Source organism: Flavobacterium anhuiense (genome assembly GCF_900101855.1).
Lineage (GTDB): Bacteria > Bacteroidota > Bacteroidia > Flavobacteriales > Flavobacteriaceae > Flavobacterium > Flavobacterium anhuiense.
In genome coordinates this window covers 965,507-988,272 of the sequence record NZ_FMVC01000001.1, presented here as the reverse complement: position 1 = coordinate 988,272, position 22,766 = coordinate 965,507, and the positions used below count along the sequence as shown (strand labels likewise).

General features: G+C 34.1%; 27 protein-coding genes. 8 read left to right on the top strand and 19 right to left on the bottom strand.

Annotated features, from left to right (window positions below; translation table 11 throughout):
- Positions 1–11 precede the first annotated feature (11 nt).
- The 4 genes from BLP44_RS04210 (at position 12) to nadD (ending at position 2,704) form a co-directional block, all read left to right on the top strand.
- Positions 12–359: an arsenate reductase family protein gene (locus BLP44_RS04210; protein ID WP_091129650.1), complete on the top strand. Its 348-nt coding sequence runs from the start codon at positions 12–14 to the stop codon at positions 357–359.
- Positions 360–463: 104 nt separating this feature from the next.
- Positions 464–1,324, top strand: coding sequence for a YicC/YloC family endoribonuclease (locus BLP44_RS04205; protein ID WP_008465368.1), 861 nt, complete (start codon positions 464–466; stop codon positions 1,322–1,324).
- A gap of 88 nt (positions 1,325–1,412) precedes the next feature.
- On the top strand, positions 1,413–1,985 hold the full coding sequence (gmk, locus tag BLP44_RS04200) for a guanylate kinase (protein WP_008465369.1): 573 nt from the start codon (positions 1,413–1,415) through the stop codon (positions 1,983–1,985).
- Positions 1,986–2,092: 107 nt separating this feature from the next.
- A complete protein-coding gene (gene nadD / locus BLP44_RS04195) occupies positions 2,093–2,704 on the top strand; it encodes a nicotinate (nicotinamide) nucleotide adenylyltransferase (protein WP_091129646.1) in 612 nt (203 codons plus the stop codon).
- A 49-nt stretch (positions 2,705–2,753) separates the two neighbouring features.
- Here the strand turns inward: nadD and BLP44_RS04190 are convergent, their stop codons facing one another.
- The 14 genes from BLP44_RS04190 to BLP44_RS04125 form a co-directional block, all read right to left on the bottom strand.
- Positions 2,754–3,350: a rhodanese-like domain-containing protein gene (locus BLP44_RS04190; RefSeq protein ID WP_091129642.1), complete on the bottom strand. Its 597-nt coding sequence runs from the start codon at positions 3,348–3,350 to the stop codon at positions 2,754–2,756.
- A 51-nt stretch (positions 3,351–3,401) separates the two neighbouring features.
- Positions 3,402–4,871, bottom strand: a complete 1,470-nt coding sequence (locus BLP44_RS04185) for a nicotinate phosphoribosyltransferase (RefSeq protein ID WP_091129638.1) — start codon at positions 4,869–4,871, stop codon at positions 3,402–3,404.
- Positions 4,872–4,882: 11 nt separating this feature from the next.
- A complete protein-coding gene (locus tag BLP44_RS04180; protein ID WP_091129635.1) occupies positions 4,883–5,818 on the bottom strand; it encodes an ADP-ribosylglycohydrolase family protein in 936 nt (311 codons plus the stop codon).
- Between the two features lie 2 nt (positions 5,819–5,820).
- Positions 5,821–6,552: a metallophosphoesterase family protein gene (locus BLP44_RS04175; protein ID WP_091129631.1), complete on the bottom strand. Its 732-nt coding sequence runs from the start codon at positions 6,550–6,552 to the stop codon at positions 5,821–5,823.
- Complete coding sequence (locus tag BLP44_RS04170) at positions 6,552–7,115, bottom strand: 2OG-Fe(II) oxygenase (RefSeq protein WP_091129627.1); 564 nt, start codon at positions 7,113–7,115, stop codon at positions 6,552–6,554. The genes BLP44_RS04175 and BLP44_RS04170 overlap by 1 nt, the downstream gene beginning before the upstream one ends.
- Positions 7,116–7,340: 225 nt before the next feature.
- Positions 7,341–7,994, bottom strand: a complete 654-nt coding sequence (locus tag BLP44_RS04165; protein ID WP_240628163.1) for an ADP-ribosylglycohydrolase family protein — start codon at positions 7,992–7,994, stop codon at positions 7,341–7,343.
- Positions 7,995–8,013: 19 nt separating this feature from the next.
- On the bottom strand, positions 8,014–8,562 hold the full coding sequence (locus tag BLP44_RS04160; RefSeq protein ID WP_091129623.1) for an RNA 2'-phosphotransferase: 549 nt from the start codon (positions 8,560–8,562) through the stop codon (positions 8,014–8,016).
- Positions 8,555–9,202, bottom strand: coding sequence for a DUF4291 domain-containing protein (locus BLP44_RS04155; RefSeq protein WP_066033335.1), 648 nt, complete (start codon positions 9,200–9,202; stop codon positions 8,555–8,557). The genes BLP44_RS04160 and BLP44_RS04155 overlap by 8 nt, the downstream gene beginning before the upstream one ends.
- A gap of 127 nt (positions 9,203–9,329) precedes the next feature.
- Positions 9,330–9,836, bottom strand: a complete 507-nt coding sequence (locus BLP44_RS04150; protein ID WP_066033334.1) for an O-acetyl-ADP-ribose deacetylase — start codon at positions 9,834–9,836, stop codon at positions 9,330–9,332.
- A 10-nt stretch (positions 9,837–9,846) separates the two neighbouring features.
- Complete coding sequence (locus tag BLP44_RS04145) at positions 9,847–10,374, bottom strand: NADAR family protein (RefSeq protein ID WP_066033333.1); 528 nt, start codon at positions 10,372–10,374, stop codon at positions 9,847–9,849.
- Positions 10,375–10,493: 119 nt separating this feature from the next.
- Positions 10,494–11,327, bottom strand: a complete 834-nt coding sequence (gene prs / locus BLP44_RS04140; RefSeq protein ID WP_091129619.1) for a ribose-phosphate diphosphokinase — start codon at positions 11,325–11,327, stop codon at positions 10,494–10,496.
- Positions 11,328–11,401: 74 nt separating this feature from the next.
- Positions 11,402–12,094, bottom strand: a complete 693-nt coding sequence (locus BLP44_RS04135) for an NUDIX hydrolase (RefSeq protein ID WP_091129615.1) — start codon at positions 12,092–12,094, stop codon at positions 11,402–11,404.
- Between the two features lie 104 nt (positions 12,095–12,198).
- Positions 12,199–12,555 carry a PKD domain-containing protein gene (locus tag BLP44_RS04130; protein ID WP_091129611.1) on the bottom strand — a complete coding sequence of 119 codons (357 nt, stop codon included), beginning with the start codon at positions 12,553–12,555 and terminating at the stop codon, positions 12,199–12,201.
- Positions 12,556–12,656: 101 nt separating this feature from the next.
- Positions 12,657–13,562, bottom strand: coding sequence for a LysR family transcriptional regulator (locus tag BLP44_RS04125; protein ID WP_008465387.1), 906 nt, complete (start codon positions 13,560–13,562; stop codon positions 12,657–12,659).
- Positions 13,563–13,648: 86 nt separating this feature from the next.
- Between BLP44_RS04125 and BLP44_RS04120 the strand changes: the two genes are divergently transcribed.
- The 3 genes from BLP44_RS04120 to BLP44_RS04110 all read left to right on the top strand — a co-directional run bounded on the left by BLP44_RS04120 (position 13,649) and on the right by BLP44_RS04110 (position 17,079).
- Positions 13,649–14,410, top strand: coding sequence for a type 1 glutamine amidotransferase domain-containing protein (locus BLP44_RS04120; RefSeq protein ID WP_066033329.1), 762 nt, complete (start codon positions 13,649–13,651; stop codon positions 14,408–14,410).
- 169 nt (positions 14,411–14,579) lie between these two features.
- Positions 14,580–15,737 carry an iron-containing alcohol dehydrogenase gene (locus tag BLP44_RS04115; RefSeq protein WP_091129609.1) on the top strand — a complete coding sequence of 386 codons (1,158 nt, stop codon included), beginning with the start codon at positions 14,580–14,582 and terminating at the stop codon, positions 15,735–15,737.
- 346 nt (positions 15,738–16,083) lie between these two features.
- Positions 16,084–17,079 (top strand): NAD(P)H-dependent glycerol-3-phosphate dehydrogenase, encoded by a 996-nt coding sequence (locus tag BLP44_RS04110; protein WP_066033327.1) that lies wholly within the window; start codon positions 16,084–16,086, stop codon positions 17,077–17,079.
- Positions 17,080–17,233: 154 nt separating this feature from the next.
- On the opposite strand, the gene BLP44_RS04105 is transcribed toward BLP44_RS04110, so the two are convergent.
- From BLP44_RS04105 to BLP44_RS04090, 4 genes are all read right to left on the bottom strand, one after another.
- Positions 17,234–17,641, bottom strand: coding sequence for a hypothetical protein (locus tag BLP44_RS04105; RefSeq protein WP_091129605.1), 408 nt, complete (start codon positions 17,639–17,641; stop codon positions 17,234–17,236).
- A 162-nt stretch (positions 17,642–17,803) separates the two neighbouring features.
- Positions 17,804–18,823, bottom strand: a complete 1,020-nt coding sequence (pheS, locus tag BLP44_RS04100; RefSeq protein ID WP_091129601.1) for a phenylalanine--tRNA ligase subunit alpha — start codon at positions 18,821–18,823, stop codon at positions 17,804–17,806.
- A gap of 84 nt (positions 18,824–18,907) precedes the next feature.
- Positions 18,908–19,357 (bottom strand): hypothetical protein, encoded by a 450-nt coding sequence (locus BLP44_RS04095; RefSeq protein WP_244511662.1) that lies wholly within the window; start codon positions 19,355–19,357, stop codon positions 18,908–18,910.
- A 159-nt stretch (positions 19,358–19,516) separates the two neighbouring features.
- Positions 19,517–19,873 (bottom strand): hypothetical protein, encoded by a 357-nt coding sequence (locus BLP44_RS04090; protein WP_008465406.1) that lies wholly within the window; start codon positions 19,871–19,873, stop codon positions 19,517–19,519.
- A gap of 246 nt (positions 19,874–20,119) precedes the next feature.
- On the opposite strand from BLP44_RS04090, the gene BLP44_RS04085 reads away from it, so the two are divergent.
- Positions 20,120–20,662: a CvpA family protein gene (locus BLP44_RS04085; protein ID WP_008465408.1), complete on the top strand. Its 543-nt coding sequence runs from the start codon at positions 20,120–20,122 to the stop codon at positions 20,660–20,662.
- A gap of 154 nt (positions 20,663–20,816) precedes the next feature.
- On the opposite strand, the gene BLP44_RS04080 is transcribed toward BLP44_RS04085, so the two are convergent.
- Positions 20,817–22,763, bottom strand: a complete 1,947-nt coding sequence (locus BLP44_RS04080; protein WP_091129593.1) for a sialate O-acetylesterase — start codon at positions 22,761–22,763, stop codon at positions 20,817–20,819.
- Positions 22,764–22,766: the final 3 nt, after the last annotated feature.

The following is a 22,766-nucleotide window of genomic DNA, read 5'->3' as shown; positions in this document are numbered from 1 at the left end:
TCCATAAAAAAATGAACAAAATATATTATTTATCGTCTTGTGATACCTGCAGAAAAATCATCAAAAGTTTACCTGAAAACAATTTAGTTTTTCAAGATATTAAACAAGATCCAATTACTGAAGAACAATTGGAAGAAATGCACAAACTTTCTGGAAGCTACGAAGCATTATTTAGCAAAAAAGCACAGTTATACAAGTCAATGGGACTCAAAGATCAATCTTTAACAGAAGCCGATTTCAAAAAATACATTTTGGAACATTACACTTTCTTAAGCCGTCCCGTTTTTATTATAGATGGTAAAATTTACATCGGCAATAGCCAAAAAAATGTAGCCGAAGTGATAAATGCTTTGAGCTAAAAAGCTATTTTCTTTTCTGTTAAACTGAAAACTGTGACTGAACACTAATTTCCAACCAAATAGAGCAAACTTTTATTTATCTTTGCGCCTTTATACTCAATTATATGATACAATCTATGACAGGGTTTGGCAAAGCTTCTTTGCAATTGCCTACAAAAAAAATTACCGTTGAAGTAAAATCCCTAAACAGTAAAGGTTTAGATTTGAATGTAAGAATGCCATCAGTTTACCGCGAATTGGAACTTGGTTTACGAACTCTCATTTCGACCAAACTGGAAAGAGGTAAAATTGATTTTGCAATTTATGTAGAAAGCACTGCAGAGCAGACTTCAACCAAAGTAAATGTACCTGTTGTAAAAAATTATATCGCACAATTAAAAGAAGTAAATCCCGATGCTGACGAAACTGAATTAATGAAAATGGCTGTTCGTATGCCAGATACATTAAAAACAGAACGCGAAGAAATTGATGAAAATGATTGGGAGCAAATTCAGGTAATTATTGACGAAGCACTTCAAAACATCTTAAATTTCAGAAAAGATGAAGGAGAAGCACTTGAAAAAGAATTCAATTTCCGAATTGGAAACATTCGCCAATATATGAATGATACATTGGCACTTGATCCAGAGCGTATACAAGCTATAAAAGATCGTTTGCAAACTGCAATTTCAGAATTGCAAGTTAATGTTGATGAAAATCGTTTTGAGCAGGAATTAATCTATTATTTAGAAAAATTAGATATTACAGAAGAGAAAGTACGTTTAGGAAATCATTTAGATTACTTTTTGGAAACTTTAAATGGTTCTGAAGCCAACGGAAGAAAACTTGGTTTTATCACTCAGGAAATGGGTCGTGAAATCAATACCATGGGTTCTAAATCGAATCATGCTCAAATGCAGAAATTGGTCGTGATGATGAAAGATGAATTAGAGAAAATCAAGGAGCAAGTATTGAATGTTCTGTAAAACCCATAAGCTTAAGCTATAAGCAATAAGCTAAAAACAAAATCAATTAAAGCCTAAGGCCTTCTGCCTAAAGCTTAAAGCATACACAATGAACAAAGGAAAATTAATTGTTTTTTCGGCACCCTCAGGCTCAGGAAAAACAACTATCGTAAAACATTTATTAGGACAAGAAGATTTAAATCTTGAATTTTCGATTTCGGCAGCATCGCGTGCACCACGCGGTGAAGAAGTACACGGAAAGGATTATTATTTCATTTCGCTAGAAGAATTCAAAAAGCACATTAAAGCTGAGGATTTCTTAGAATGGGAAGAAGTTTACCGCGACAACTTCTATGGCACTTTAAAATCGGAGATTGAAAGAATCTGGGCTTTGGGAAAAAATGTCATTTTTGACATTGACGTGGTTGGCGGTCTTCGCATTAAACATAAATTTCCAGAAGAAACTTTAGCTGTTTTTGTTAAACCTCCAAGTGTTGACGAATTAAAACGCCGATTAAAACAACGTTCTACAGAAAGTGAAGACAAAATTAATATGCGTATTGCAAAAGCTTCGGTTGAATTGGCAACTGCTCCTCAATTTGACACCATTATTAAAAACTACGATTTAGATACTGCTAAAGAAGAAGCATATCAATTAGTGAAAGAGTTCGTAAATAAGTAATTTTATTACGCAAAGATTCGCAAAGACAAACACGGAGATTCGCAAAAGGTTTTTAAACTTTGCGAATCTTTGTGCTATCTTAGCGACTCTCTGCGAAACTATACAAAATGAAAATAGGTCTTTACTTCGGAACATATAACCCTATACATGTTGGTCATTTGATCATTGCTAATCATATGGCTGAGTTTGCCGATTTAGATCAGATTTGGATGGTTGTTACGCCACATAATCCGTTAAAAAAGAAAGCGACTTTATTAGACGACCAGCAACGACTTCAAATGGTTTATCTGGCAACAGAAGATTATCCGAAAATAAAACCATCGGATATTGAATTTAAATTGCCTCAGCCAAGCTATACGGTGATTACACTCGCTCATTTACAAGAGAAATATCCAAATCATGAATTTTCTTTAATTATGGGCGAAGACAATTTGAAAACGCTTCACAAATGGAGAAATTATGAAGTGATTCTTGAAAATCATGATATCTATGTATATCCAAGACTCGAGGCCAAGGGACGAACAGGCGAAGCAATTTCTGATGAACCTGAAAATGTCGAATTAAAATCGCATCCCAAAATTCATGTAATTGATGCCCCAATTGTAGAAATTTCTTCTACTTTTATCAGAAACAGCATTAAAGAAGGTAAAAATATTCAGCCGTTATTACCTCCAAAGGTTTGGGAATATATCGATCATAATAATTTTTATAAGAAGTAAAAAAAGCCTGAACTTACATTCAGGCTTTCATTTTATTCAGCGGTTAGAGTTATTTCACTTCAGTTCCCTCAAACTTTACTCTAGGATCATTTACATTTACCAATTCATCTAGTTCATAAATATTCTTATAACCGTATCCGTAAAGATTGATATGCGTCGGAATGTTTAGCGCCAACATAACTGGTTTTCTATTGGATAATATTTGTGTTTCTAGAGAAGCGGCAGGTTTAGCCATTTTAGAAGCAAAATCTATCGGATCTCCATTAAAATTATTATTGCAGTAAATCAATATTTTTGTATTGGTATCAGGAATTAACTTTAAAAGATTCTCCTGTGTGAAATCGGTAAAATCTAGATGAATGGCTCCTTTAAGATGCTTTCTGTTAAAACGGAAATCAGAACGTGTGTCTAAGATAACCGTATTCTCGCCTTTTGCCATTTCCAAAAAAACATCTAAACTAACCAAACGTTCAGCACGGTTCTTTTCTAAATTTACGACAAGATTTTTAAAATCATCATAATCAACCAATGCTTTAGGATAATTCTCTTTGTTTGCCATTTTTTTTGATTTATTTGATACCTGCGAAATAACATTATTGGTTATAAAACAGCATCCGACTAAAGCAATAAGTGTTGTTATTTTCATAGTTTATTCTTTTAAGATGTTATTAATCTGTTTTTATAACTCAAATTTATATTACGCATCAATCATTATATCTGCACTTACTCTTGCTCTAATTTCACTTAGCGATTGATCAACCAAAAGTTTTCCATCTCTAAAAACTTCTTTCAATTCACCCTGTTTTTCTTCTTCCCAAGAAACATTATCAGTTAAGTGATACTTTCCGTCAATTAAATCAATTTTCATTAATCCTTTAGCTGATTTTTTCGTTCCGTCATCTGTAATTGGATCTTTGAAGATTGCTCTTCCCTCTACGTTTACTTCTCCGTAAGTCGCTTTCATTGCAAATCCGAAAGTATCTCTAGTGTTGTATTGATAAGTGAAAGATCCAATTCCAAGAACAACATTTGTAGAAGCAAATCCTTTTTCTTTTAATCTTTCGCAAATTTGAGTGGCTCTTGCTACGGTAATACTGTCTCCGTAAATCGCTCCGATTTGTGGAACCAATTCTTTGAATCCTTTAGCATTTGTTGTACCGCCAAAAACATCCCAAAGCAATTCGATAACTCCTTTTTTCTCCTGTTCTGTTTTTCCGTTTGGATTTCCGCAGATAATATCAACTGGATCACCGCTATCAGGACGAATTACAACTTTACCTTCTCTTGAAACAATATCTTCTCTCAATCTTGGCAAATAATCGGTTAAAACTTTCCATAAATCCCAAGTATCAGAAACAATAGAAACAATTCCTTTTGGATATACTTCTGTAATTAATCTTTTGAAAGTTTCATACTCACCTTCTGTCGTTCCCATACACATTACAGAATGCTCTGTTGCGGCTACTGAACCCGCCACTAATTCTTGATCTGAATCGGCTTTGTAATATTCTTCTAAGAAATCAATCGCTGGAATAGTATCAGAACCTGTGAAACTCAACAAGTGTCCAGATGCTGAAGTTAAAGCCGCTTCAATTCCGCCCATTCCTCTCATTGAGAAATCGTGTGCCTGCCAGTCTACAAATTCTGGAACAGATGAAGTCAGATCTGCATATTTATCTAAAACTTTTCTATACTCTTTTGCAATTGTAGCAGAGTTACAAGGAAGCCAGATCACTGCAGAAAGCAAAGTTTCGAAATAATTCGTCAGCCAGAAAAATTCTGGAATTGTATTATACATCGTAAACATTGGCACTCTCAACGGAACGCTTGCACCTTCTGGCAAAGCTTTAAAGACCATCGGAATATATCCTAAATTGTGTAAATCTTCAATATGTTTAATTCCAACTTGGTTTTCACCTAAATAGTTATTGATTCTACGCGCGTACTTTGCAACAACTTCTTCTTTTGATTTTTTAAAGAAATACTCTTCAAAATCATGAATAATATATTTTTTGATGAAATACTGCAATCCGAAAAATACAACCTCATCCAATCCTTCAATTCTAGATTTACGAGGTGTCCAGTTAGAATATACTAATGTTGTTCCGTTTGGATATTGTCTTCTGTGGTCAACTTTGTAACCATCGGTTAATAATAGTGGGTTCATATATTTTCTATTTATATTTTTTGTGATAATCGTTCTGCTAAATCTTTAATATCATTGGATCGAACTAAATTGTCAATCCATTTTTGTGGCATATTTTCAATTTCGTAATAAATTCCTGCTAATCCGCCCGCAATCGCGCCTGTTGTATCAGTATCTTCGCCTAAATTAACGGCTTTCAAAACAGTTTCTTCATAAGAATCGGAATTTAAAAAACACCAAAAGCTCGCTTCTAAACTATGAAGAACATAACCCGAGGAATGAATTTCGTTTTCTGGATATGCAGCAATATCATTTTTCAAAATCCTTTCAAACAATCCAATTTCAATCGGATTAAATTCTTTGCTTTCTAGAAATTTTGCAACAACATTTTGCATTTCTTTATAAGCTTCGAATTTATCTTTATCTTTTAGAATCTCCAAACAATACACAACATAAATAAAACAGGCAAATACCGATCTGAAATGTGCGTGTGTTATTGATGAAACTTCTTTTACTTTTTTATAAATAACTTCAATATCTTTTTCTTTCTGAAGATAAAAAACTAATGGCAAAATACGCATTAAAGATCCGTTTCCGTTATCGCTTTCAGAAAATCCTCCGCATAAATCTGGCTGATGGCCTTTCACTATATTATGAATCGCATGAGTAGTCGCTATTCCAATATCAAAAACTCGTCCATGGGGTGTCCACAAATCTGCGGAATACCACTTCACAAAATTCTTAGCGATATCATTTAAATCATAATCTGTACACAAACTTTCTGCTAGACAAAAAGCAAGTGAGCTATCATCACTCCAGGTTCCAATTGGCTGATGATGTGTTCCAAAACCAAACATTTCAGTAACTGGATTTTGTTTTAAATAAGCTCTTGATTTAAATTCAACTGGAACTCCTAATGCATCTCCAACTGCCAATCCAAACAAACCTGATTCTATTTTATTTTTCATTTTTACTTATTTCTTCCTTTTTCATTAGGATAAAATGTCCGTACGACGTCACTTTGCCAAAAAACTTTCGTTTCAACATCCAGACAAGTTAATTTACCATAAAAACCCGCTCCAGTATCAATATTCCAGACATTGCAACCTTGCATCGGAATTTCGACATTATAATGAAGTGTTGGTGTGTGACCAATATAAATTTCATTAAAAAGCAGTAATCGTTTTGGATATGTAAGTGAATCTTTCTGGATTCTTTTGTCCATTGTCAAAGCCATTTCCCACAACGTTCTATCCCACGAATAATTGGTTTTGTAATGTTCTTTTTCTGGACCATGCATAGATGAAAAACCAGCGTGAATGAAAAGATTGTTATGCTCATCTACGAAATAATCTTTCATTTGATTAAAAAATTCGAGATGTTTCTGTTTTTCTGAAAAATCAATATTCTGATAACTTTCTATTGTCGATTTTCCTCCATGCAAAAACCAAATATCATTTATGACATCATTTTCTAACCATTCTTGACACCAAGCATCATGATTTCCTTTTATAAAAATGCATTCCTGTTTTTGAGATAAATCAATAAGAAAATCAATTAACTGTTTAGATTCGCTCCAGCCATCAACATAATCTCCCAGAAAAATAAATCGGTCGTTTTCTGAATAATCTGTTCTTTCCAATAACTGAATTAAAGCTTTTAATCCGCCGTGAATATCTCCAAAAACTAGGGTTCTTTTCATTAATTGTTATTGTCTTTCAGTTTATACATAACATCACTCCTTAAAACATACTTTATTCCCGAAATCAAAGCTGCTCCTTCATGACGCTGACTGTGTTCAAAAATAAGCGCTGTTCCTGTTCTAGGCGTAATAATTTCTCCTGAAGCAAATTTGGTTTCTCCACCTTCATATCCCTCATTCAAATAAATCATGAAAGTATAATAGCTAGATTCTGAGTCATTTCGTTTAAAACTGCCGTCACGATGCATTTTAAATCGCTGACTAGGATTGTATTTATAAAATCGAAACATTTCATTTAAGCCCGAAGCTATACTGTTTTCCATTTCAGGTTTGATAAAAGGTTCTAATTTTTGCCACAGTAAAGAAGCATACGCATGATCCTCGTACATAATACGCTCGTTATTTCGAACCATTTTCATCATTTTTTGTGCGCCGTCAACATTAACTTCCGCTTCTTCAAAGCCCATTTGTTCACTTTGTTCTATCAGTTGATTACATTCCTCAACTGTGAGAAAATTATCAATCGTATAAATTTCCAATCCTTCATTAATAATATTTAGCATAACAAATACATTTATGATTACTAAAAAGTTCTTTTCCCGATTAACTAAACTTGTTATTCAGAGACTTATCCAATTTTATTAGAAAATCTTTTCCGAATTTATCATTCTCTAATTCTTCGTAAAGAAATGATGGCAGCGTCTTCTCACAATTTTGCTTCTGACTTAAAATTGCCATAGACAATGCTGCAACTGTATCAGTATCTCCGCCATAACCTATTCCTATTTTTAGCAATCCTTCATAGAAACAGCTTCGGAAACCATTTTAATTACAGCTTGTGTTGTTGGATATCCGTGCATATCGATTGGAGAAGTAATTCTATAGTTTTCACTTTCTTTTAAAGTCGCGTTCAGAAAATCTATTAGAGTAGATCCATCTCCCAGATTATACTTGAAATAATGAACAGCCAACGCTATACGTTTAGCACAACTTATTCCTTCAACTGTATTATGGGAAGTTTTCGCCTGAATCTCACAAAACTCAAGTATTTGTTTGATATCTTTTAAATGTCCAATTGAATATGCTCTCATCGCAGAGCCATTTCCGCTGCTACCATTATCAATTATTTTGATAAAATCTGAACCATTTTTACTGGCATCCAAAGCATTGTAAACTCGATCTGAATAACCGCGTCTTTTATCTCTGTGAAATACTTCAACAAACTTATCTGCTACTTTAATCTCGTTCCAATTATCATCTTCAAGCAGCAATTCCGAAATCGCAATTGCCATTTGAGTATCATCAGTATATCTTTTATAAATCTCTGTATACATTCCGTGTTTATCATACTGAGTCAGATTGTTGTTTTTAGAAATAAAATCTAAATCTCTAAATTCAAATCCTGCACCGTATGCATCGCCTATTGCTGCTTCTAAAATCATGATTGTTGTGTTTGATTATTTAAGATTTAAATTCGATATACTTTGCTGGAACTTCATCTGTCAACCAAACATTGTTTTCAGACAAATAAAATTTGAACCCATCTCTGTGCATAGCACCGCTTCTAATGGTTAAAATCTGCGGAACTCCTCTTCTGCTCCCTACTTTGATTGCAGTTTCTTTGTCTTTAGAAAGATGCACATGCTGACGTCTCATTTTCTTCAAACCTTCTTTCTGAATGCTTTCCATGAATTTTCCAACGGTTCCGTGATACAAATATTCCGAAGGTTCTGTTTCGGCTAAATTCAATTCAACTGAAATCGAATGTCCCTGACTTGCACGAATTTTGGTTTTATCTTCATTGTAAGCAAAACGCTTTTTATCGTTATTTTCTACTACATAATCTAAAAGTTCGGCGTCGAGACGATTCCCTTTTTTAGTACATTTTTCTATTAATTCATTGACGTCTGCCCAACCGTTTTCGTCTAATTTTAATCCGATTTTTTCTGGCGAATGTCTGAGCACCAAGCTTAAAAACTTACTGACGCTCTTTGCTATATTTTCATACATGATTTCCAGAAATTTTTAATTTTTTATTCAATTCTGCATCTCGAAAAACAAGAGGCTTTTCAGTAGGAATCAATAATTTTTCCAATTCTCTTTTTTGAACAAATTCATATTGTTCTTTTACAAAATCAGAAATATCTTCGATTAATAAAATATCCTCTTTGGAGTAAGATCTTGTAAATTCATCTCTTAAACCAATCTGAATAGCTCTTCTTTCTAATTTCCCTCCATACGGATCGTGATCTGGATCCCACTGTAAACGCACTGAAGATGTTTTTACTTCTGTTTGCCATTCCTCATAAGTCATCTTTAAATCCGCATTATAAGAAGAATAAACTGCATTTTGAAGGTATTCCTCAAATGCTTCTCTTTTGAGGTGAATTGCCAAAACGACTTCTTGACCTTCTTTTGTTCCCCAACCGTTTCGATACATCATCCAGAGAAAATTGGGTTTAATCCACGTCATTCGATCAAGGCTAAAAGCGCCACCGAAAAACTGATTTGTAACAGCAAACTCGCCTATTTCATTTCTGTACGACTGATATACTATTATTTTTTCATCGTCGTATTGAGCCATTATATGATGACCTGATTTTGGCCATTCTTTTATTTGCTCGCTATATTTTTTTAATTCTATTTTCATTTTATTAGAACACAATACCTTGATTGTGTTTATTTTTAATTATTCTTCTGTTGATCAAACGTTCCTACGGAACGTAAACTCAATCAAATCTGCATTTTTCTACCTATGAAATGTTCCGACGGAACATCTACAAAAGGCTTTTGTAAATCTTGTAATTTTCATCATCAAAACAGACAAATGTTACTTTTTCTATTACTGCTGATTTTTCAAAATCTTTTACTGTTTTTACTGCTATTTCTGCTGCCTTATCTTTTGGAAAATGATAAATTCCAGTACTTATATTTGGAAAAGCAATAGATTTAATTCCATGTTGAATGGCGAGATTCAAACTATTCGTGTAGCAATCAGCTAATAATTTAGATTTTTCTTCTTTATCTCCATTCCAAACCGGACCAACTGTATGAATCACATATTTTGAAGGCAGATTTCCAGCCGTTGTGATAACTGCTTCACCAGTTTTACAACTACCTTGCTTATTACGAATCTGAATACATGCTTCTAAAATTGCCTTTCCTCCTTTTCTGTGAATCGCTCCATCAACTCCACCTCCACCTAATAAAGAAGTATTGGCCGCATTGACAATTGCATCAACCTCAATTTCTGTTATATCTGCTTTTAGAAGTTCTATTTTCATTTCTCAAAATTTATCTCAATTCATCCCTAACCTCCATCAAAGCAAAACCTAAAAGATTCAAACCTTTCCACTTTTCCGGATTTAAAGCATCTGTATGATCGCTTGCCATTCCGATTCCCCAAATTGGATCTACAGGACTTGCTTCTACAATAATCCTGTCGTTTGTATTTAACAGAAAAGTTTTCAAATCTGGATTTTGACTGAACTTGTGAAAGTTTCCTTCTTTTACAATTTCAAATCGGTTTTCCAACCAGATTCTGTCATCGTAATTTCTCACTTTACGGCCTAATTTTTTGGCTTCAGCAGGTGAATTACATTTTATGATCTTTTCTAAAATCTCCTGATCTTTAAATAATTCTGCCTTTTTTGCCATCATCCAATGTTCGGATGTTTTGTAAGTCACACCTTCCACTTCAAAAGAACTTAACCACCATTGACTGAAGCAAGTTTTGGTGATCGTTCCGTCTTTACTTGGCTGATGACCCCAAAAAAGTAAAAATTTACTTTCTGGAGCTATGTTATCTATATTGTATTTCATTTTTGTTAGTGTTTTTTGTTTCAAGTTTAAAGTTTTTCGCTCAACTTGAAACAGTTAGCTTTTTTTGCGTTTCAGATTTATGCTACACAGAGAACTTGAAACCTGAAAACTTGAAACATTTAAACTAAAGTTTCCAGCTTGATCACCTTAACGCTTTCACCTTCAAAATCTTTAAAAGAGTTTGTGGTAAAAATTCCGTCGAAGCAGTTTAAAACTTCAAAACCTTTATTAAAGATTCCGTGGCTTACGGCCAAGTATAATTTTCCGGCATTTTTCTTTTTCAATTCTTCTGCTAAACCTACGAAAGTTCCTCCTCCATCGCAGATATCATCAACAATTAAACAATCCATTCCTTGTAAATCATCTTCGTAAACTTTAAAACCAGATAGTTTTCCTGTTTTTACATCACGGCTTTTACTGCATTCTACAACCTCAACACCTCCTAAAAACTCAGATACTTTGTAGATTTTCTTTAAAGCGCCACCATCTGGAGAAATTAGTTTTACATTATTTCCTATGCTTTCTAAAACTGCTTTTATAAAAGTGTAATTCGGAATTACAGTACTGTTATTCAATAAAGCGGGGGTCACTTCAGAGTGTGCATCAAAAACAAAAACTTTGTTCAATTGCATCGCATTGATAATATCAGCATATACTTTTACAGACAAAGGTTCGCCTGGAATCATAACACGATCTTGTCTCGCAGCTGGAAAATACGGAATAAAAAGATCGATAATCTTAACATCCATTCTGCGTAACGCATCAACAGTAACGCATAATAAACCTAAATCGTTGAATGAATTTAATCTATGTGTAATGGTTACTTTTCTATTGGCATCAAAATCTGGTGCGATTTTAATGTGAGGTTCACCTCCAGAAAATGTAAAACTTTGAAATTTGATTTCTTCCTGATTTTGAATCGGAGCGAATTTTGGGTCGAGATTTAGTATCATAGCTTTTTAGTTTGCGTTAATTATACGCAAATGTAGAATTTAATTTTGAACAAACAATTTATTTTGTGTAAAAATTACGCAAACTTTATTTCAAAGTGAAACCCTTTTTGAATTAACTCATTATATTTCAACTTATTGAACTTAAAAAGTTTTGCTGGACGACCTGTTTTAATAGGTGAAAATTTTTCAGTTTCTTCTAAAATACCGTAACTGAGTATTTTTTTTCTGAAATTTCGACGGTCAATTTCCTTTTCTAAAATAGTGCAGTAAAGGTTTTCAAGATCTGAAAACAAAAATTCTTCTGAAAGTAAATCGAAACCAATTGGTTCGTATGTTAATTTGGCTTTGAGCCTCTCTATTCCTTTTTTTAAGATTAAATTATGGTCAAAGGCCAAAGACGGAATCTCATCTATTTTAAACCATTGCACTCTTTCGGCATCAGTATCTGCTTTAATTTCCAAATTTGAAGCATCTACTAAAGCATAATACGCTACTGAAATAACACGGTTTCTGGAATCTCTATGAATGTCATCTCCAAAAGTGTACAATTGTTCCATGAAAGTGAGCTGTACATTTGTTTCTTCATGCAATTCTCGGATTACAGCATCATTTAAAGATTCATCATTTTGCACTAGACCGCCTGGTAATGCCCAATATTTTTCGGAAGAGCCAAATTGCTGTTCAATCAAAAGCACATATAAACCATTGTTTTTGTATCCAAAAACAATCGCATCAACAGCAATTCTAATATTTTGTAATTTTTCCATAATCTAAACTATCAAACAAATATAACGAATGAGAGCCAATTTTATAATCTAATGCAAAAGCTTAAATTATAAAATTGGCTCTCAAATATGATCGTTTATTATTTCTAGTTTATTGTCACAGTTCGTTTTGGACTAGATGTACATTCTGAACCGTCTTTTTTAATTGTCACCTCTGCTGTAGCCGTATATTCACCAGCTGCGGCATAAGTATGAGTAACTGTTGCACCTGTACCCGAAGTTCCATCTCCAAAATTCCATTTTACACCACTTAGAGTTCCTGTACCACTATACTCAACAGAATAATTCATTAATTTCGGATTAGAAGGATCTGTAGAATTATGCAATTTGATATAAATTGCTTCGGCAAAACAATCTATAACATCATCTGCGTCACTTTTACTGCAGGAATTGGCCATAAAAAATACAACGCCAAATATTAAACACGATACAATCTTTCTCATAATTTGTCCTTTTAGAAATTTACTTTTCTCAAAGTTAGACTTTTTCAAGCTAAAAAAAGCATTAAAAAGTCCGAATTTCCACCTATTTCTTAAGACTAATTCTATAACCTATTACCAAAAAACAGTTTCAATTCTTTCTCAATAATATCAAAAAACGACTTTACATTATTATTCTTTGGCGCTAACAAATACACAAATTCTTCTGGCACGTGAAAACTATTCCAAACTAACTGCAGTTTATTCTCCTTAATATAATTTCTTGCATTGCAATTCCAAGTTGCAGCAACTCCTTCATTTTTGGCTAAAAGTCTTAGCATTTCAGATTCTGATGGTATAATGTAATTTGGAACCATCGAAGGTCTTTTTTTATTGAAAGCATGCAGCCAAAATAGTTTTATATGCGGAATGCGCGCATCGTGGCTGTACCATTTCTGTGCATTCAGCCATTGTTCTATTTCGGTGTAATTATCTCCTTTTAGTCTCTGACGGAATTCAGTAATATCCAAAGTTGTTGGGGCAACCAGAATCAGTTTAATTTTTCCGACGATTTCATAAGTGGTATCAAAAGTGTCAAATCTTTTGGTTGTAATGGCAAAATCAAGTTTTTTAGCATCTACTAAAGCAAAAAGCTCATCGTTTTCTGCAAAAGTAAAATCGATTAAATCAAACTTTGAAATTAAGAGATTGCCAACACAGTCAAAAAGATGTTTTGAGATTCCGACAGAAATTAATCGATTAGCATCTTCTGCTTTAGCCCTGAAACTTGTTTCGACACTTTCGAGCCTGTCAAGAGCATCTATAATCAAATTATTCAGTAACTTAGCGTATTCGGTTGGTTCTACGCCTTTTGATTTTCGGTTAAATAATTTATTGCCAACATGCGCCTCTAACATAGAGATCTGCTGACTAACCGCAGGCTGACTCATAAATAATTCCTTCGCAGCCACTGAAAAATTACCGTTTTTGTAAACTGCCTTAAAAGTTCTGTACCATTCAAGATTTACCATGATATAAATTTGTTTATAACAAACATAGTTTATTTTATTTTTACTGATATCACATTCGCCGTAAATTTGTTCAAAATTTAATATTTATGAAAAAAATAGCACTATTCGCAATAACTGCATTCACAGCTGTAAGCATTTCAGCTGAAGCTCAAAAATCAAACAAAAAGAGTATGAAAAAAGTATTATTTGTTGTAACCAGCAATGATAAACTGGGCAATACAGGAGAAAAAACAGGATTCTGGTCAGAAGAATTTGCTGCACCGTATTACGAATTATTAGATCAAGGAGTAGAAATCACAATTGCTTCTCCGCTTGGAGGCCAGCCGCCGATTGATCCAAAAAGTGCCGATCCAGCTTCGGCAACTGAAGACACCAAACGTTTTGATGCCGATAAGGTTTTACAGGAAAAACTAAAAAACACTTTAAAACTTTCAACCGTTAACCAAAAAGATTACGACGCTGTATTTTATCCAGGAGGCCATGGTCCGCTTTGGGATTTAGTTGAAGATAAAAGTTCTATCGCTTTAATCGAATCTTTCTATACACACAAAAAACCTGTTGCATTTGTTTGTCATGCTCCAGCCGTTTTGAAAAACGTAAAAGTAAACGGCGAATATTTAGTAAAAGGCAAAAAAGTTACCGGATTTACCAATTCTGAAGAAGAAGCAGTTGGTTTAACAAAAGTAGTTCCGTTTTTACTAGAAGATGCATTATCATCAAATGGAGCGATCTTTTCTAAAGGAGAAAACTGGCAGCCTTATGCAGTTGCCGACGGACTTTTGATTACAGGCCAAAACCCTGCATCGTCTAAATTGGTAGCGGCAAAATTATTACAAGAGTTAAAATAAAAATACTAAGATTCTAAGTTGCTAAGATTCTGAGTTTTTTTCTTAGCAACTTAAAAATCAATTCCTTACCCATCAATAATGAAAAATTAAATAAACAACGAGCTAAATCTACTAGATAAGTCCAAAACTTAGGTTCTTAGTAGCTTAGCATCTTAGAAACTCTAAAAAAATGCTAAACTTTGAATTATACAATCCGACAAATTTAGTTTTCGGAAAAGGGCAAATTGAAAAACTTTCTTCTTTAGTGCCAAAAGATGCTAAAATCCTTTTGGCTTATGGAGGTGGAAGTATTTTTAAAAACGGAATTTACGACCAAGTAATCCATAATTTGAAAGGTTTTGAAATCGTAGAATTTGGCGGAATCGAACCAAATCCAAGATTTGAAACTCTAATGAAAGCGGTTGATGTTATAAAAGCAGAGAAAATCTATTTCATTTTGGCTGTTGGCGGCGGATCTGTGATCGATGGTGTGAAATTTATTTCAGGCGCAGTTCATTTTGAAGGAAATCCGATTGATATTCTTCAAAAAAGAATTTTAATCAAAGAAAATGCAATGCCGTTTGGAACGGTTTTAACGTTACCAGCAACAGGAAGCGAAATGAATTCAGGTTATGTGGTAACGATTGAAGCGACACAGGAAAAATTATCTTCTGGCGGAAGTGCTTTATTTCCTAAATTCTCTATTTGTGACCCGACTGTAATTTCTTCTTTACCAAAAAGACAAATCGAAAATGGTGTCGTAGATGCCTACACGCACGTTATGGAGCAATATTTAACGTATCCGACAGATGCATTTCTTCAGGATAGAATTGCCGAAGGAATTTTACAAACGTTAATTGAAGTTGGTCCTGGCGTCGTACAAAACCCAACCGATTATACTTTGGCTTCCAATTTTATGTGGAGCTGTACCATGGCTTTAAATGGATTAATCCAGAAAGGTGTTCCAAGCGACTGGGCAACGCACATGATTGGCCACGAATTGACAGCGCTTTACGAAATTGATCACGCCAGAACTTTAGCGGTTATTGGTCCGAATTTATATAAAGTTATGTTCGAAACTAAAAAAGCAAAACTGGCGCAATACGGAAGAAGGATTTTTAATCTAACAGGTTCTGATGAGGAAGTAGCAAAAGAAGCCATCAACAAAACGGTTGAGTTTTTCCATACAATGGGAATGGACACTAAACTTTCTCAATATACGGAAGACTATTCTAATACAGCAGATTTTATCGTGAAACGTTTTGACGAAAGAGGCTGGAAAGGTTTAGGAGAAAAACAATTAGTAACTTTAGATAAAGTAAGATCTATTGTAGAACTTTCTTATTAGTCGCAGTATTCAGTGTCAGTTTACAGTTTTGCATATAACTGAAAACTGGCACTGCGGCTGAAAACTAAAAATAAAAAAGGCGTTCTTAACAAGTTTAGGAACGCCTTTTTAAAATACTAAAACAAAACTAACTAACTCAATTTTTTTTAAATTCATTAAAATTCTAATTTATAAAATGTAATAACGCATGCCTGAATGGTTTTATTGTTTGACTATTAAAAAAAAATATTTCGTGATAAAACTTCTTGAAAGCCATTGCAATTAAAGAGCTCTTTCAAAATTTCTTAAAGCAGATTTTGCTTTATTAGCACATTATTAAGTACTTTTGTTTCAAATTAATAAAATAATGAGCGAAAAGTTAAAATTTGCAGTAATTGGAGGAGGGAGCTGGGCAACGGCAATTGCCAAAATGTTATGTGTGAATCTTTCAGAAATTGCGTGGTATATGCGTAATGAGTCTGCAATTGAACATCTTCAGAAATATAAACACAATCCTAACTATTTAAGTTCTGTTGAATTTGACACCAACAAACTTAAACTGACAAGTAATATAAACGAAGCGATAGAATATGCAGATTACATCATTTTTGCCATTCCATCAGCTTTCTTAGATGCCGAGTTAAAAAATATGACGGTTTCTTTAGCCGATAAAATCATTTTTTCTGCTATTAAAGGTATCGTTCCAGAAACGAGTTTAATTGTCGGCGAGCATTTCCACATTCAATACGACATTCCATACTACAACATTGGAGTTATTACAGGACCTTGCCACGCCGAAGAAGTTGCCCTAGAAAGACTTTCTTATTTAACAATTGCGTGTGGTGATCCAGAAAAAGCTTGTATTGTGGCAAAATCACTTTCTGGAAATTACATCAAAGCCAAAATTTCAGACGATATTATCGGAACTGAATATGCTGCAATGCTAAAAAATATTTATTCTATTGCTGCTGGAATTGCACATGGTTTAGGTTATGGCGATAACTTCCAGTCGGTTTTAATGAGTAATGCAATTCGCGAAATGAAGAAATTCATTAGAAAAGTGCATAAAATGAAACGTAACATCAACGATTCGGCTTATTTGGGCGATTTGTTGGTTACAGGATATTCGGTTTTCTCTAGAAATAGAATGTTCGGAAATATGATCGGAAAAGGCTACACCGTAAAAAGTGCCATGATGGAAATGAGTATGGTTGCCGAAGGTTATTACGCTACAAAAAGTGCTTACAAACTAAATCAAGGCTACGGAGCAAAAACGCCAATTATAGACGCTGTTTATGCGGTTTTATATGAAGGAAAAGATGCTAAAACGGTTTTCAAGAAATTGACGGAGTCTTTGGATTAGATTTTTAGAGACGAGTGAAAAGAAGGAAGAAGCAAGAGTAAAAGACTTTTGTTTGAGATAAAAAAAGAGCCAAACTGAATCTCAGTCTTGGCTCTTTCTCTTTTATTCTATTTTCTATAAAATCTTTCTTCTTGCTTCTTTCCTCTTTAAAACTCTACTTCACCATAATCCCTTCAACAAACAAAATCGGCACTTCTTCCGTATTGTTTTCGTCAAGCGAATTGGCTTTAAAAATAAACTTCTTATCGTACAAAGTATTTCCGATGAAGAAAGTTACCATAAACTCATTATTTAGCGCTAAAAGGCTCTTTTCTACCAATTCTATCTTCACAACAGAAACTGCAGGAACCTCAACAAATGCATGACGTAAGATTGACGTTTTTTTCATTTCGCCATCAATAGTTCCAAATGCTTTTGAAACTACCATTACGCTGTCTAAGTTAAAATCACTGTCGTTAACTAAATAAGCGTACCACACTTTTTCCATAAAATCGTCACTCCATTCCTGCACTGCGGCAAGAAACACGTTTTCTACTTCTGGAATTATTATATCTTTTTTCATCTATTAAATTTTAAAAACCTTTGTCAAAGCCTAAAGCTTCAACAAAGGTTTGTTTATTGTAAAGGTAATTTATAACGTAAAGCCCTAGCCCTGATGGAAGCGGCATCCTTTTGTTTTTTTCTTTAAAAAACAAAAGATACAGCGGACAGCAGGAAACAGCTCCTAAATATTAGCTTTAAACTGCTCTAAGAAACGAACATCATTTTCATAGAACATACGAATGTCTCCAATTTGGTACAAAAGCATCGCAATACGCTCTACTCCCATTCCGAAAGCAAAACCGTTGTATTCATCTGGATTGATATCGCAGTTTTTCAAAACGTTTGGATCAACCATTCCGCAACCTCCAATTTCCAGCCAGCCTGTTCCTTTTGTAATTCTATAATCCGTTTCTGTTTTCAGTCCCCAATAAATATCAATTTCGGCACTTGGCTCTGTAAATGGGAAATATGACGGACGAAGACGAATCTTAGATTTTCCGAACATTTCTTTAGTAAAATATAGCAAAGTCTGTTTTAAATCGGCGAAAGAAACATCTTTGTCAATGTACAATCCTTCCACTTGATGGAAAATACAGTGCGAACGTGATGAAATTGCTTCGTTACGGAAAACACGTCCCGGAGAAATGGTACGAATTGGCGGTTTATGATTTTCCATATAACGCACCTGAACAGATGATGTATGCGTACGTAACAACACATCAGGATTGGTCTGAATGAAAAACGTATCCTGCATATCACGCGCCGGATGATATTCTGGCAAGTTCAATGCTGTAAAATTATGCCAATCGTCTTCAATTTCTGGTCCTTCAGAAACGTTGAATCCGATATTAGCAAAAATATCTATAATCTGATTTTTAACGATAGAAATTGGGTGGCGCGAACCAATAATTACTGGTTCTGCAGCACGCGTTAAATCTCCAAAAACTCCTTTAGACTCTTCTTTGCTTTCCAGCTCTTCCTGAATCTGCTTTACTTTTTCTTCAGCAACCGCTTTTAAAGTGTTGATTACTTGTCCGAAATCTTTTTTCTGGTCGTTTGGAATATTTTTAAATTCAGTAAAAAGTTCTTTCAGCAAACCTTTACTTCCTAAATATTTAATACGGAATTGTTCTAACGATTCTTTATTTTTCTCATTAAAGGCTTTAGCTTCCTCTATGTGCTGTTTTATCTTATCTATCATTTTCCTTCGATAATTGAGAGTACAAATTTAGTGTTTTTAGTTGAAAATGTGCGGTCACAGTCGCAGTTTTAGGTTTTCCGTAAATTATTTTATCAGATTTAACTTTTCTTCAACTTGTTTAATCTTTAGATGCCAATAATCTAAACCTTCTTGGTTGGTTACAACTTGCTTTTTATAATTAGAAGAAATACGTCCGAGTTCATGCCAATTTTTATTTGAATCTCGTTCTTTCTCTTGCTTTGTTGAAGGCTCAATTCTGGTACGCCAAAAATCCATATTTTTAAAATAGGTCTCTTTTATGTCTTCAAAATACTCTACTAATTTTTCTTTTGAATTCGGAATATAGCCTGGGCCGCTACAGCCGCAAGAATGAAAGGTAATGCCAACGGAAAATAAACTTTTAATATGTTCCCACTTTTTGACATCATCTTTTTTAGGCGATTCAAAATCCAGCCCCATGTTCGCCATTAATTCTCCACATTGCGGACATTTGGCTTCAAAAACCGATGCTTCTCCTTTTTTTATATCCACCATCAATCTTCTTTTAAATGTCTTCCGACAATTAAAACAAGCATAATGAGGTTTATAAGATGTCATTGCGTATCTGCACATATCTTTTAAAGTTTTCAGTCCCAGTTTTCAGTCTCAGTCTTGTTACTGAAAACTGCGACTGCGACTCAAAACTTAAAAAATCTACTCAATAAGTTTTCTTTCCAAAAAATAATTTACAATCGCTTCTTTCATTAAAACCGATTGTTCACCTGCTTTTAACGGCGGTAATTGTTCTTTTATTTTGTAGTGTGGCCAGCCTTCATTATCAAAAAAATCAAATTCGTAATAACCATAAGGTTCCAATAATCGGCAAATGGCAATATGCATTAGGTTTAATTTTTCGTCTTTCTTAAATTGACGATGCACCTTTCCGAGTTCCTGAACTCCAATTAGGTAAATTATAGCATCCAAATCAAGATCTTCACCTTGTGAAAATTGATTGGAAAGTATATCAACGAGCTTTTCCCATCGCTCTTTTAACTGTATATCTCTAGACATTGTGTGATTTTAGATTGTTGATTTTAGATGTTGGATTACTGATTAAAATCTATTCTGAGGGGGCAGAATCGTAATCTGAACTCTAAATTTTGATTTGCAAAGATACAGAGTTCAAACTCAATGTGCCTAAAAATTTTAAACACATAAAATTACAACTGCTATAAAAACCTTTGAACCTTTGCCACTATGAGCCTTTGGACCTAAAAAAGATATATCTTTGCGCCTCATTAAACACCAAACCCAAACATGAGTTTTTTTGATATTATTGTAGCCGCGCTTTTAGGATACAGTTTGTATAAAGGCATTAAAAATGGACTTTTTGTAGAAGTTGCTTCTTTTATTTCCCTGTTATTAGGAATTTATCTTGCCATTAAATTTTCTTCATTAATGACAGGAATGATTTCAAAGCACGTTTCTTGGAATCCGACTAATATTCAAATTACGGCTTTTATCCTGACCTTTATTTTGGTTGTAATTGGAGTTTACTTTTTAGCAAAAATTCTAACCGGAATTGCCGACTTTGCCATGTTAGGCTGGATGAATAAACTGGGAGGCGGATTTTTTAGGGTTTTAAAAACCATTCTAATTCTGAGTATTTTTATTGCTTTGTTTGAGAAAATAAACTTCAATAATACATTCGCTAAAAAAGAAACTTTAGACAATTCTATTTTTTATAATCCAGTAAAAAAAGTTGCAGCTTTTGTTTATCCGTCGATTGAAAAATGGTACGAAACGTTTAAAAAAGAGCACTCTAAGAAACCAGAAGAAAAAGAGCAGGCAAAAAAATAATTATAACGTTTAGAAATTAAATCCTGTCAATGCAAAAGAGCTCCAGCGGTGCGAAATTCACTTCGTTCCACTAGAGCTTTATTTTGCAAATTTTTATTATTCGCCTGTATACTTCTTAATAAGAACTTATCACTAATTATGAAGTACTTAGGACTTATTTACTTACTTTATATTTCTCATTCGCAGTTAGCATCTCCCAATTATCGGTTCTGAAAGGCGAAGCCGGAAATTTTTCTTTATTGAAAAGATTGATCGCCGTATCATCATCTGCCCAACCATAATGCACTGCTACAGGATTTTGCACCTGATCGCTCGAGACAATTACTTTGTTGTCCTTCATTATCGCTTTCGCGGAATGAAAAACTTTATCAGCACCTGCAATTTCGAAACCTTTTAACTCTACATTGTTTGGTGTTGATAATCCGCTGCCGATATTATCAAAAGTCAATACGATTTGGTTTCCTTTTATTTCTTGAGATTTGTAAGTTGGTCCGCTATGAACTTGTTTTTTGCCGTAAATATTATTCATGGCAATAGCTGCCAAACGTAATCCAATATCTTGTTTGTTAGTTGGGTGAATGTCTTTGGCGTTTCCAATATCTGTGGTTACGGCCATTCCTGTGTTCGGCACTTTTAGTGTTTCAGACTGTGCTTCGCGAAGTTCTGCCCATCGGCTACCTTTCTCACTATTGCCTCCAAATTCGTCAAAAGTGGATAATTGAACGAAATAAAACGGAAAGTTTCCTTGTTTGAATCTTGTTCTCCAATCATTGATCATTAACGGAAATGATTTTTTGTATTCTGCTGCTCTCCAAACATTGGCTTCTCCCTGATACCATAAAACGCCTTGAATCCCGTAAGGAACTAGCGGATTTACCATGGCATTGTATAATAATGACGGATAACTGTTTGGTGATAAAGCTGTTTTTACAACAATAACTCTGAATTTCCATTTTCCGTCAAGCGGAATACTTTTACTGCCAATATTAAGTTTTAGATCTTGTGCTTCACCATAAATCCCTCCACCTCCGCTGTTGTCAACAATTCGGACAGCAATTACATTTTTTCCTTCTTTTAAAACATTTCCAGGAACAGAATACACTCTTTTTAAATCGTATTGTGTGTTTCGGCCAATTTCGATTCCGTTTATATATGCAATATCCTCATCGTCAATTTTAGCTAAACTTAAAACGGCTTTGTTTTTAAGATCATCGGCTGTGAGTGTAATTGTTTTTCGCATCCAAACTACGCCATCCAAATCTCCTAAAGGCTGATTTTCCCATAAACTTGGCGTATTGAGTTCACCCCAAGAATTATCATTAAAAGAAAGTTCTTTAAATGAATCTTCGTTATCAGAGCTAACAGGATTTCCTTGAATTTTTTCAACTCTTTCTTTCATCTTTCTGGCATATAATTTTGAAATAGAGTCTACATTTAGAGTCGGAACATCGGCAATCATGGCTTTAAAATCAGGGCTTTTTTCAAAAGCCTCACGACTTGTCCAAGTTTCAACATTAGTTCCACCCCAAGAAGTATTAATAATTCCAATTGGGATTTTTAATTCAGCATATAATTTTCTCGCGAAATAATATCCAACTGCTGTAAAGTTGCCTACATTTTTTTTGTTGGCTTCTTCCCATTTTCCTTGTTTTAAATCGTCTTTCGGAGTGCCGCTTAAATCCTGTGCCACACCAAAATGACGGATCATTGGATAATTAGCATCTGCAATTTCTTTTTCGCCATTCATGGTTTTGAAAACCTGAAATTCCATATTCGATTGCCCGCTGCAAATCCAAACTTCTCCAACCAAAACATTTTTGATTGTGATTTTATTTTTCCCGATAATGGTCAATTCGAAAGGTCCGCCGGCTTTTTCAGCGCTTAAATTTACTGTCCATTTTCCGTTTTTATCGGCTGTTGTTTTCTTAACTTGTTTGTTGAAATGAATTTCTACGCTTTCATTTGCATCTGCAAAGCCCCAAATCGGAATTTGCTTGTCTCTTTGAAGCACCATTCCGTCAGAGAATATTAAAGGCATTCTGATATTAGCATTTGCTAAAACACTAATTAACAAGAAAATAAATATTACGGTCTTTTTCATTTT

Excerpts from the sequence above, each read along its gene's own strand:
- BLP44_RS04090 (WP_008465406.1), bottom strand. The coding sequence starts at position 19,873 with ATGTCTAGAGATATACAGTTAAAAGAGCGATGGGAAAAGCTCGTTGAT.
- BLP44_RS04150 (WP_066033334.1), bottom strand. The coding sequence starts at position 9,836 with ATGAAAATAGAACTTCTAAAAGCAGATATAACAGAAATTGAGGTTGAT.
- BLP44_RS04085 (WP_008465408.1), top strand. The coding sequence starts at position 20,120 with ATGAGTTTTTTTGATATTATTGTAGCCGCGCTTTTAGGATACAGTTTG.
- gmk (WP_008465369.1), top strand. The coding sequence starts at position 1,413 with ATGAACAAAGGAAAATTAATTGTTTTTTCGGCACCCTCAGGCTCAGGA.
- BLP44_RS04110 (WP_066033327.1), top strand. The coding sequence starts at position 16,084 with ATGAGCGAAAAGTTAAAATTTGCAGTAATTGGAGGAGGGAGCTGGGCA.
- BLP44_RS04145 (WP_066033333.1), bottom strand. The coding sequence starts at position 10,374 with ATGAAATACAATATAGATAACATAGCTCCAGAAAGTAAATTTTTACTT.
- BLP44_RS04185 (WP_091129638.1), bottom strand. The coding sequence starts at position 4,871 with ATGAACCCACTATTATTAACCGATGGTTACAAAGTTGACCACAGAAGA.
- BLP44_RS04155 (WP_066033335.1), bottom strand. The coding sequence starts at position 9,202 with ATGAAAATAGAATTAAAAAAATATAGCGAGCAAATAAAAGAATGGCCA.
- BLP44_RS04115 (WP_091129609.1), top strand. The coding sequence starts at position 14,580 with ATGCTAAACTTTGAATTATACAATCCGACAAATTTAGTTTTCGGAAAA.
- BLP44_RS04205 (WP_008465368.1), top strand. The coding sequence starts at position 464 with ATGATACAATCTATGACAGGGTTTGGCAAAGCTTCTTTGCAATTGCCT.
- BLP44_RS04210 (WP_091129650.1), top strand. The coding sequence starts at position 12 with ATGAACAAAATATATTATTTATCGTCTTGTGATACCTGCAGAAAAATC.
- BLP44_RS04105 (WP_091129605.1), bottom strand. The coding sequence starts at position 17,641 with ATGAAAAAAGATATAATAATTCCAGAAGTAGAAAACGTGTTTCTTGCC.
- BLP44_RS04130 (WP_091129611.1), bottom strand. The coding sequence starts at position 12,555 with ATGAGAAAGATTGTATCGTGTTTAATATTTGGCGTTGTATTTTTTATG.
- BLP44_RS04160 (WP_091129623.1), bottom strand. The coding sequence starts at position 8,562 with ATGTATGAAAATATAGCAAAGAGCGTCAGTAAGTTTTTAAGCTTGGTG.
- BLP44_RS04135 (WP_091129615.1), bottom strand. The coding sequence starts at position 12,094 with ATGGAAAAATTACAAAATATTAGAATTGCTGTTGATGCGATTGTTTTT.
- BLP44_RS04165 (WP_240628163.1), bottom strand. The coding sequence starts at position 7,994 with ATGATTTTAGAAGCAGCAATAGGCGATGCATACGGTGCAGGATTTGAA.
- BLP44_RS04095 (WP_244511662.1), bottom strand. The coding sequence starts at position 19,357 with ATGGTGGATATAAAAAAAGGAGAAGCATCGGTTTTTGAAGCCAAATGT.
- BLP44_RS04080 (WP_091129593.1), bottom strand. The coding sequence starts at position 22,763 with ATGAAAAAGACCGTAATATTTATTTTCTTGTTAATTAGTGTTTTAGCA.
- BLP44_RS04125 (WP_008465387.1), bottom strand. The coding sequence starts at position 13,562 with ATGGTAAATCTTGAATGGTACAGAACTTTTAAGGCAGTTTACAAAAAC.
- BLP44_RS04190 (WP_091129642.1), bottom strand. The coding sequence starts at position 3,350 with ATGAAAATAACAACACTTATTGCTTTAGTCGGATGCTGTTTTATAACC.
- BLP44_RS04120 (WP_066033329.1), top strand. The coding sequence starts at position 13,649 with ATGAAAAAAATAGCACTATTCGCAATAACTGCATTCACAGCTGTAAGC.
- pheS (WP_091129601.1), bottom strand. The coding sequence starts at position 18,823 with ATGATAGATAAGATAAAACAGCACATAGAGGAAGCTAAAGCCTTTAAT.
- BLP44_RS04180 (WP_091129635.1), bottom strand. The coding sequence starts at position 5,818 with ATGAAAAATAAAATAGAATCAGGTTTGTTTGGATTGGCAGTTGGAGAT.
- nadD (WP_091129646.1), top strand. The coding sequence starts at position 2,093 with ATGAAAATAGGTCTTTACTTCGGAACATATAACCCTATACATGTTGGT.
- BLP44_RS04175 (WP_091129631.1), bottom strand. The coding sequence starts at position 6,552 with ATGAAAAGAACCCTAGTTTTTGGAGATATTCACGGCGGATTAAAAGCT.
- BLP44_RS04170 (WP_091129627.1), bottom strand. The coding sequence starts at position 7,115 with ATGCTAAATATTATTAATGAAGGATTGGAAATTTATACGATTGATAAT.
- prs (WP_091129619.1), bottom strand. The coding sequence starts at position 11,327 with ATGATACTAAATCTCGACCCAAAATTCGCTCCGATTCAAAATCAGGAA.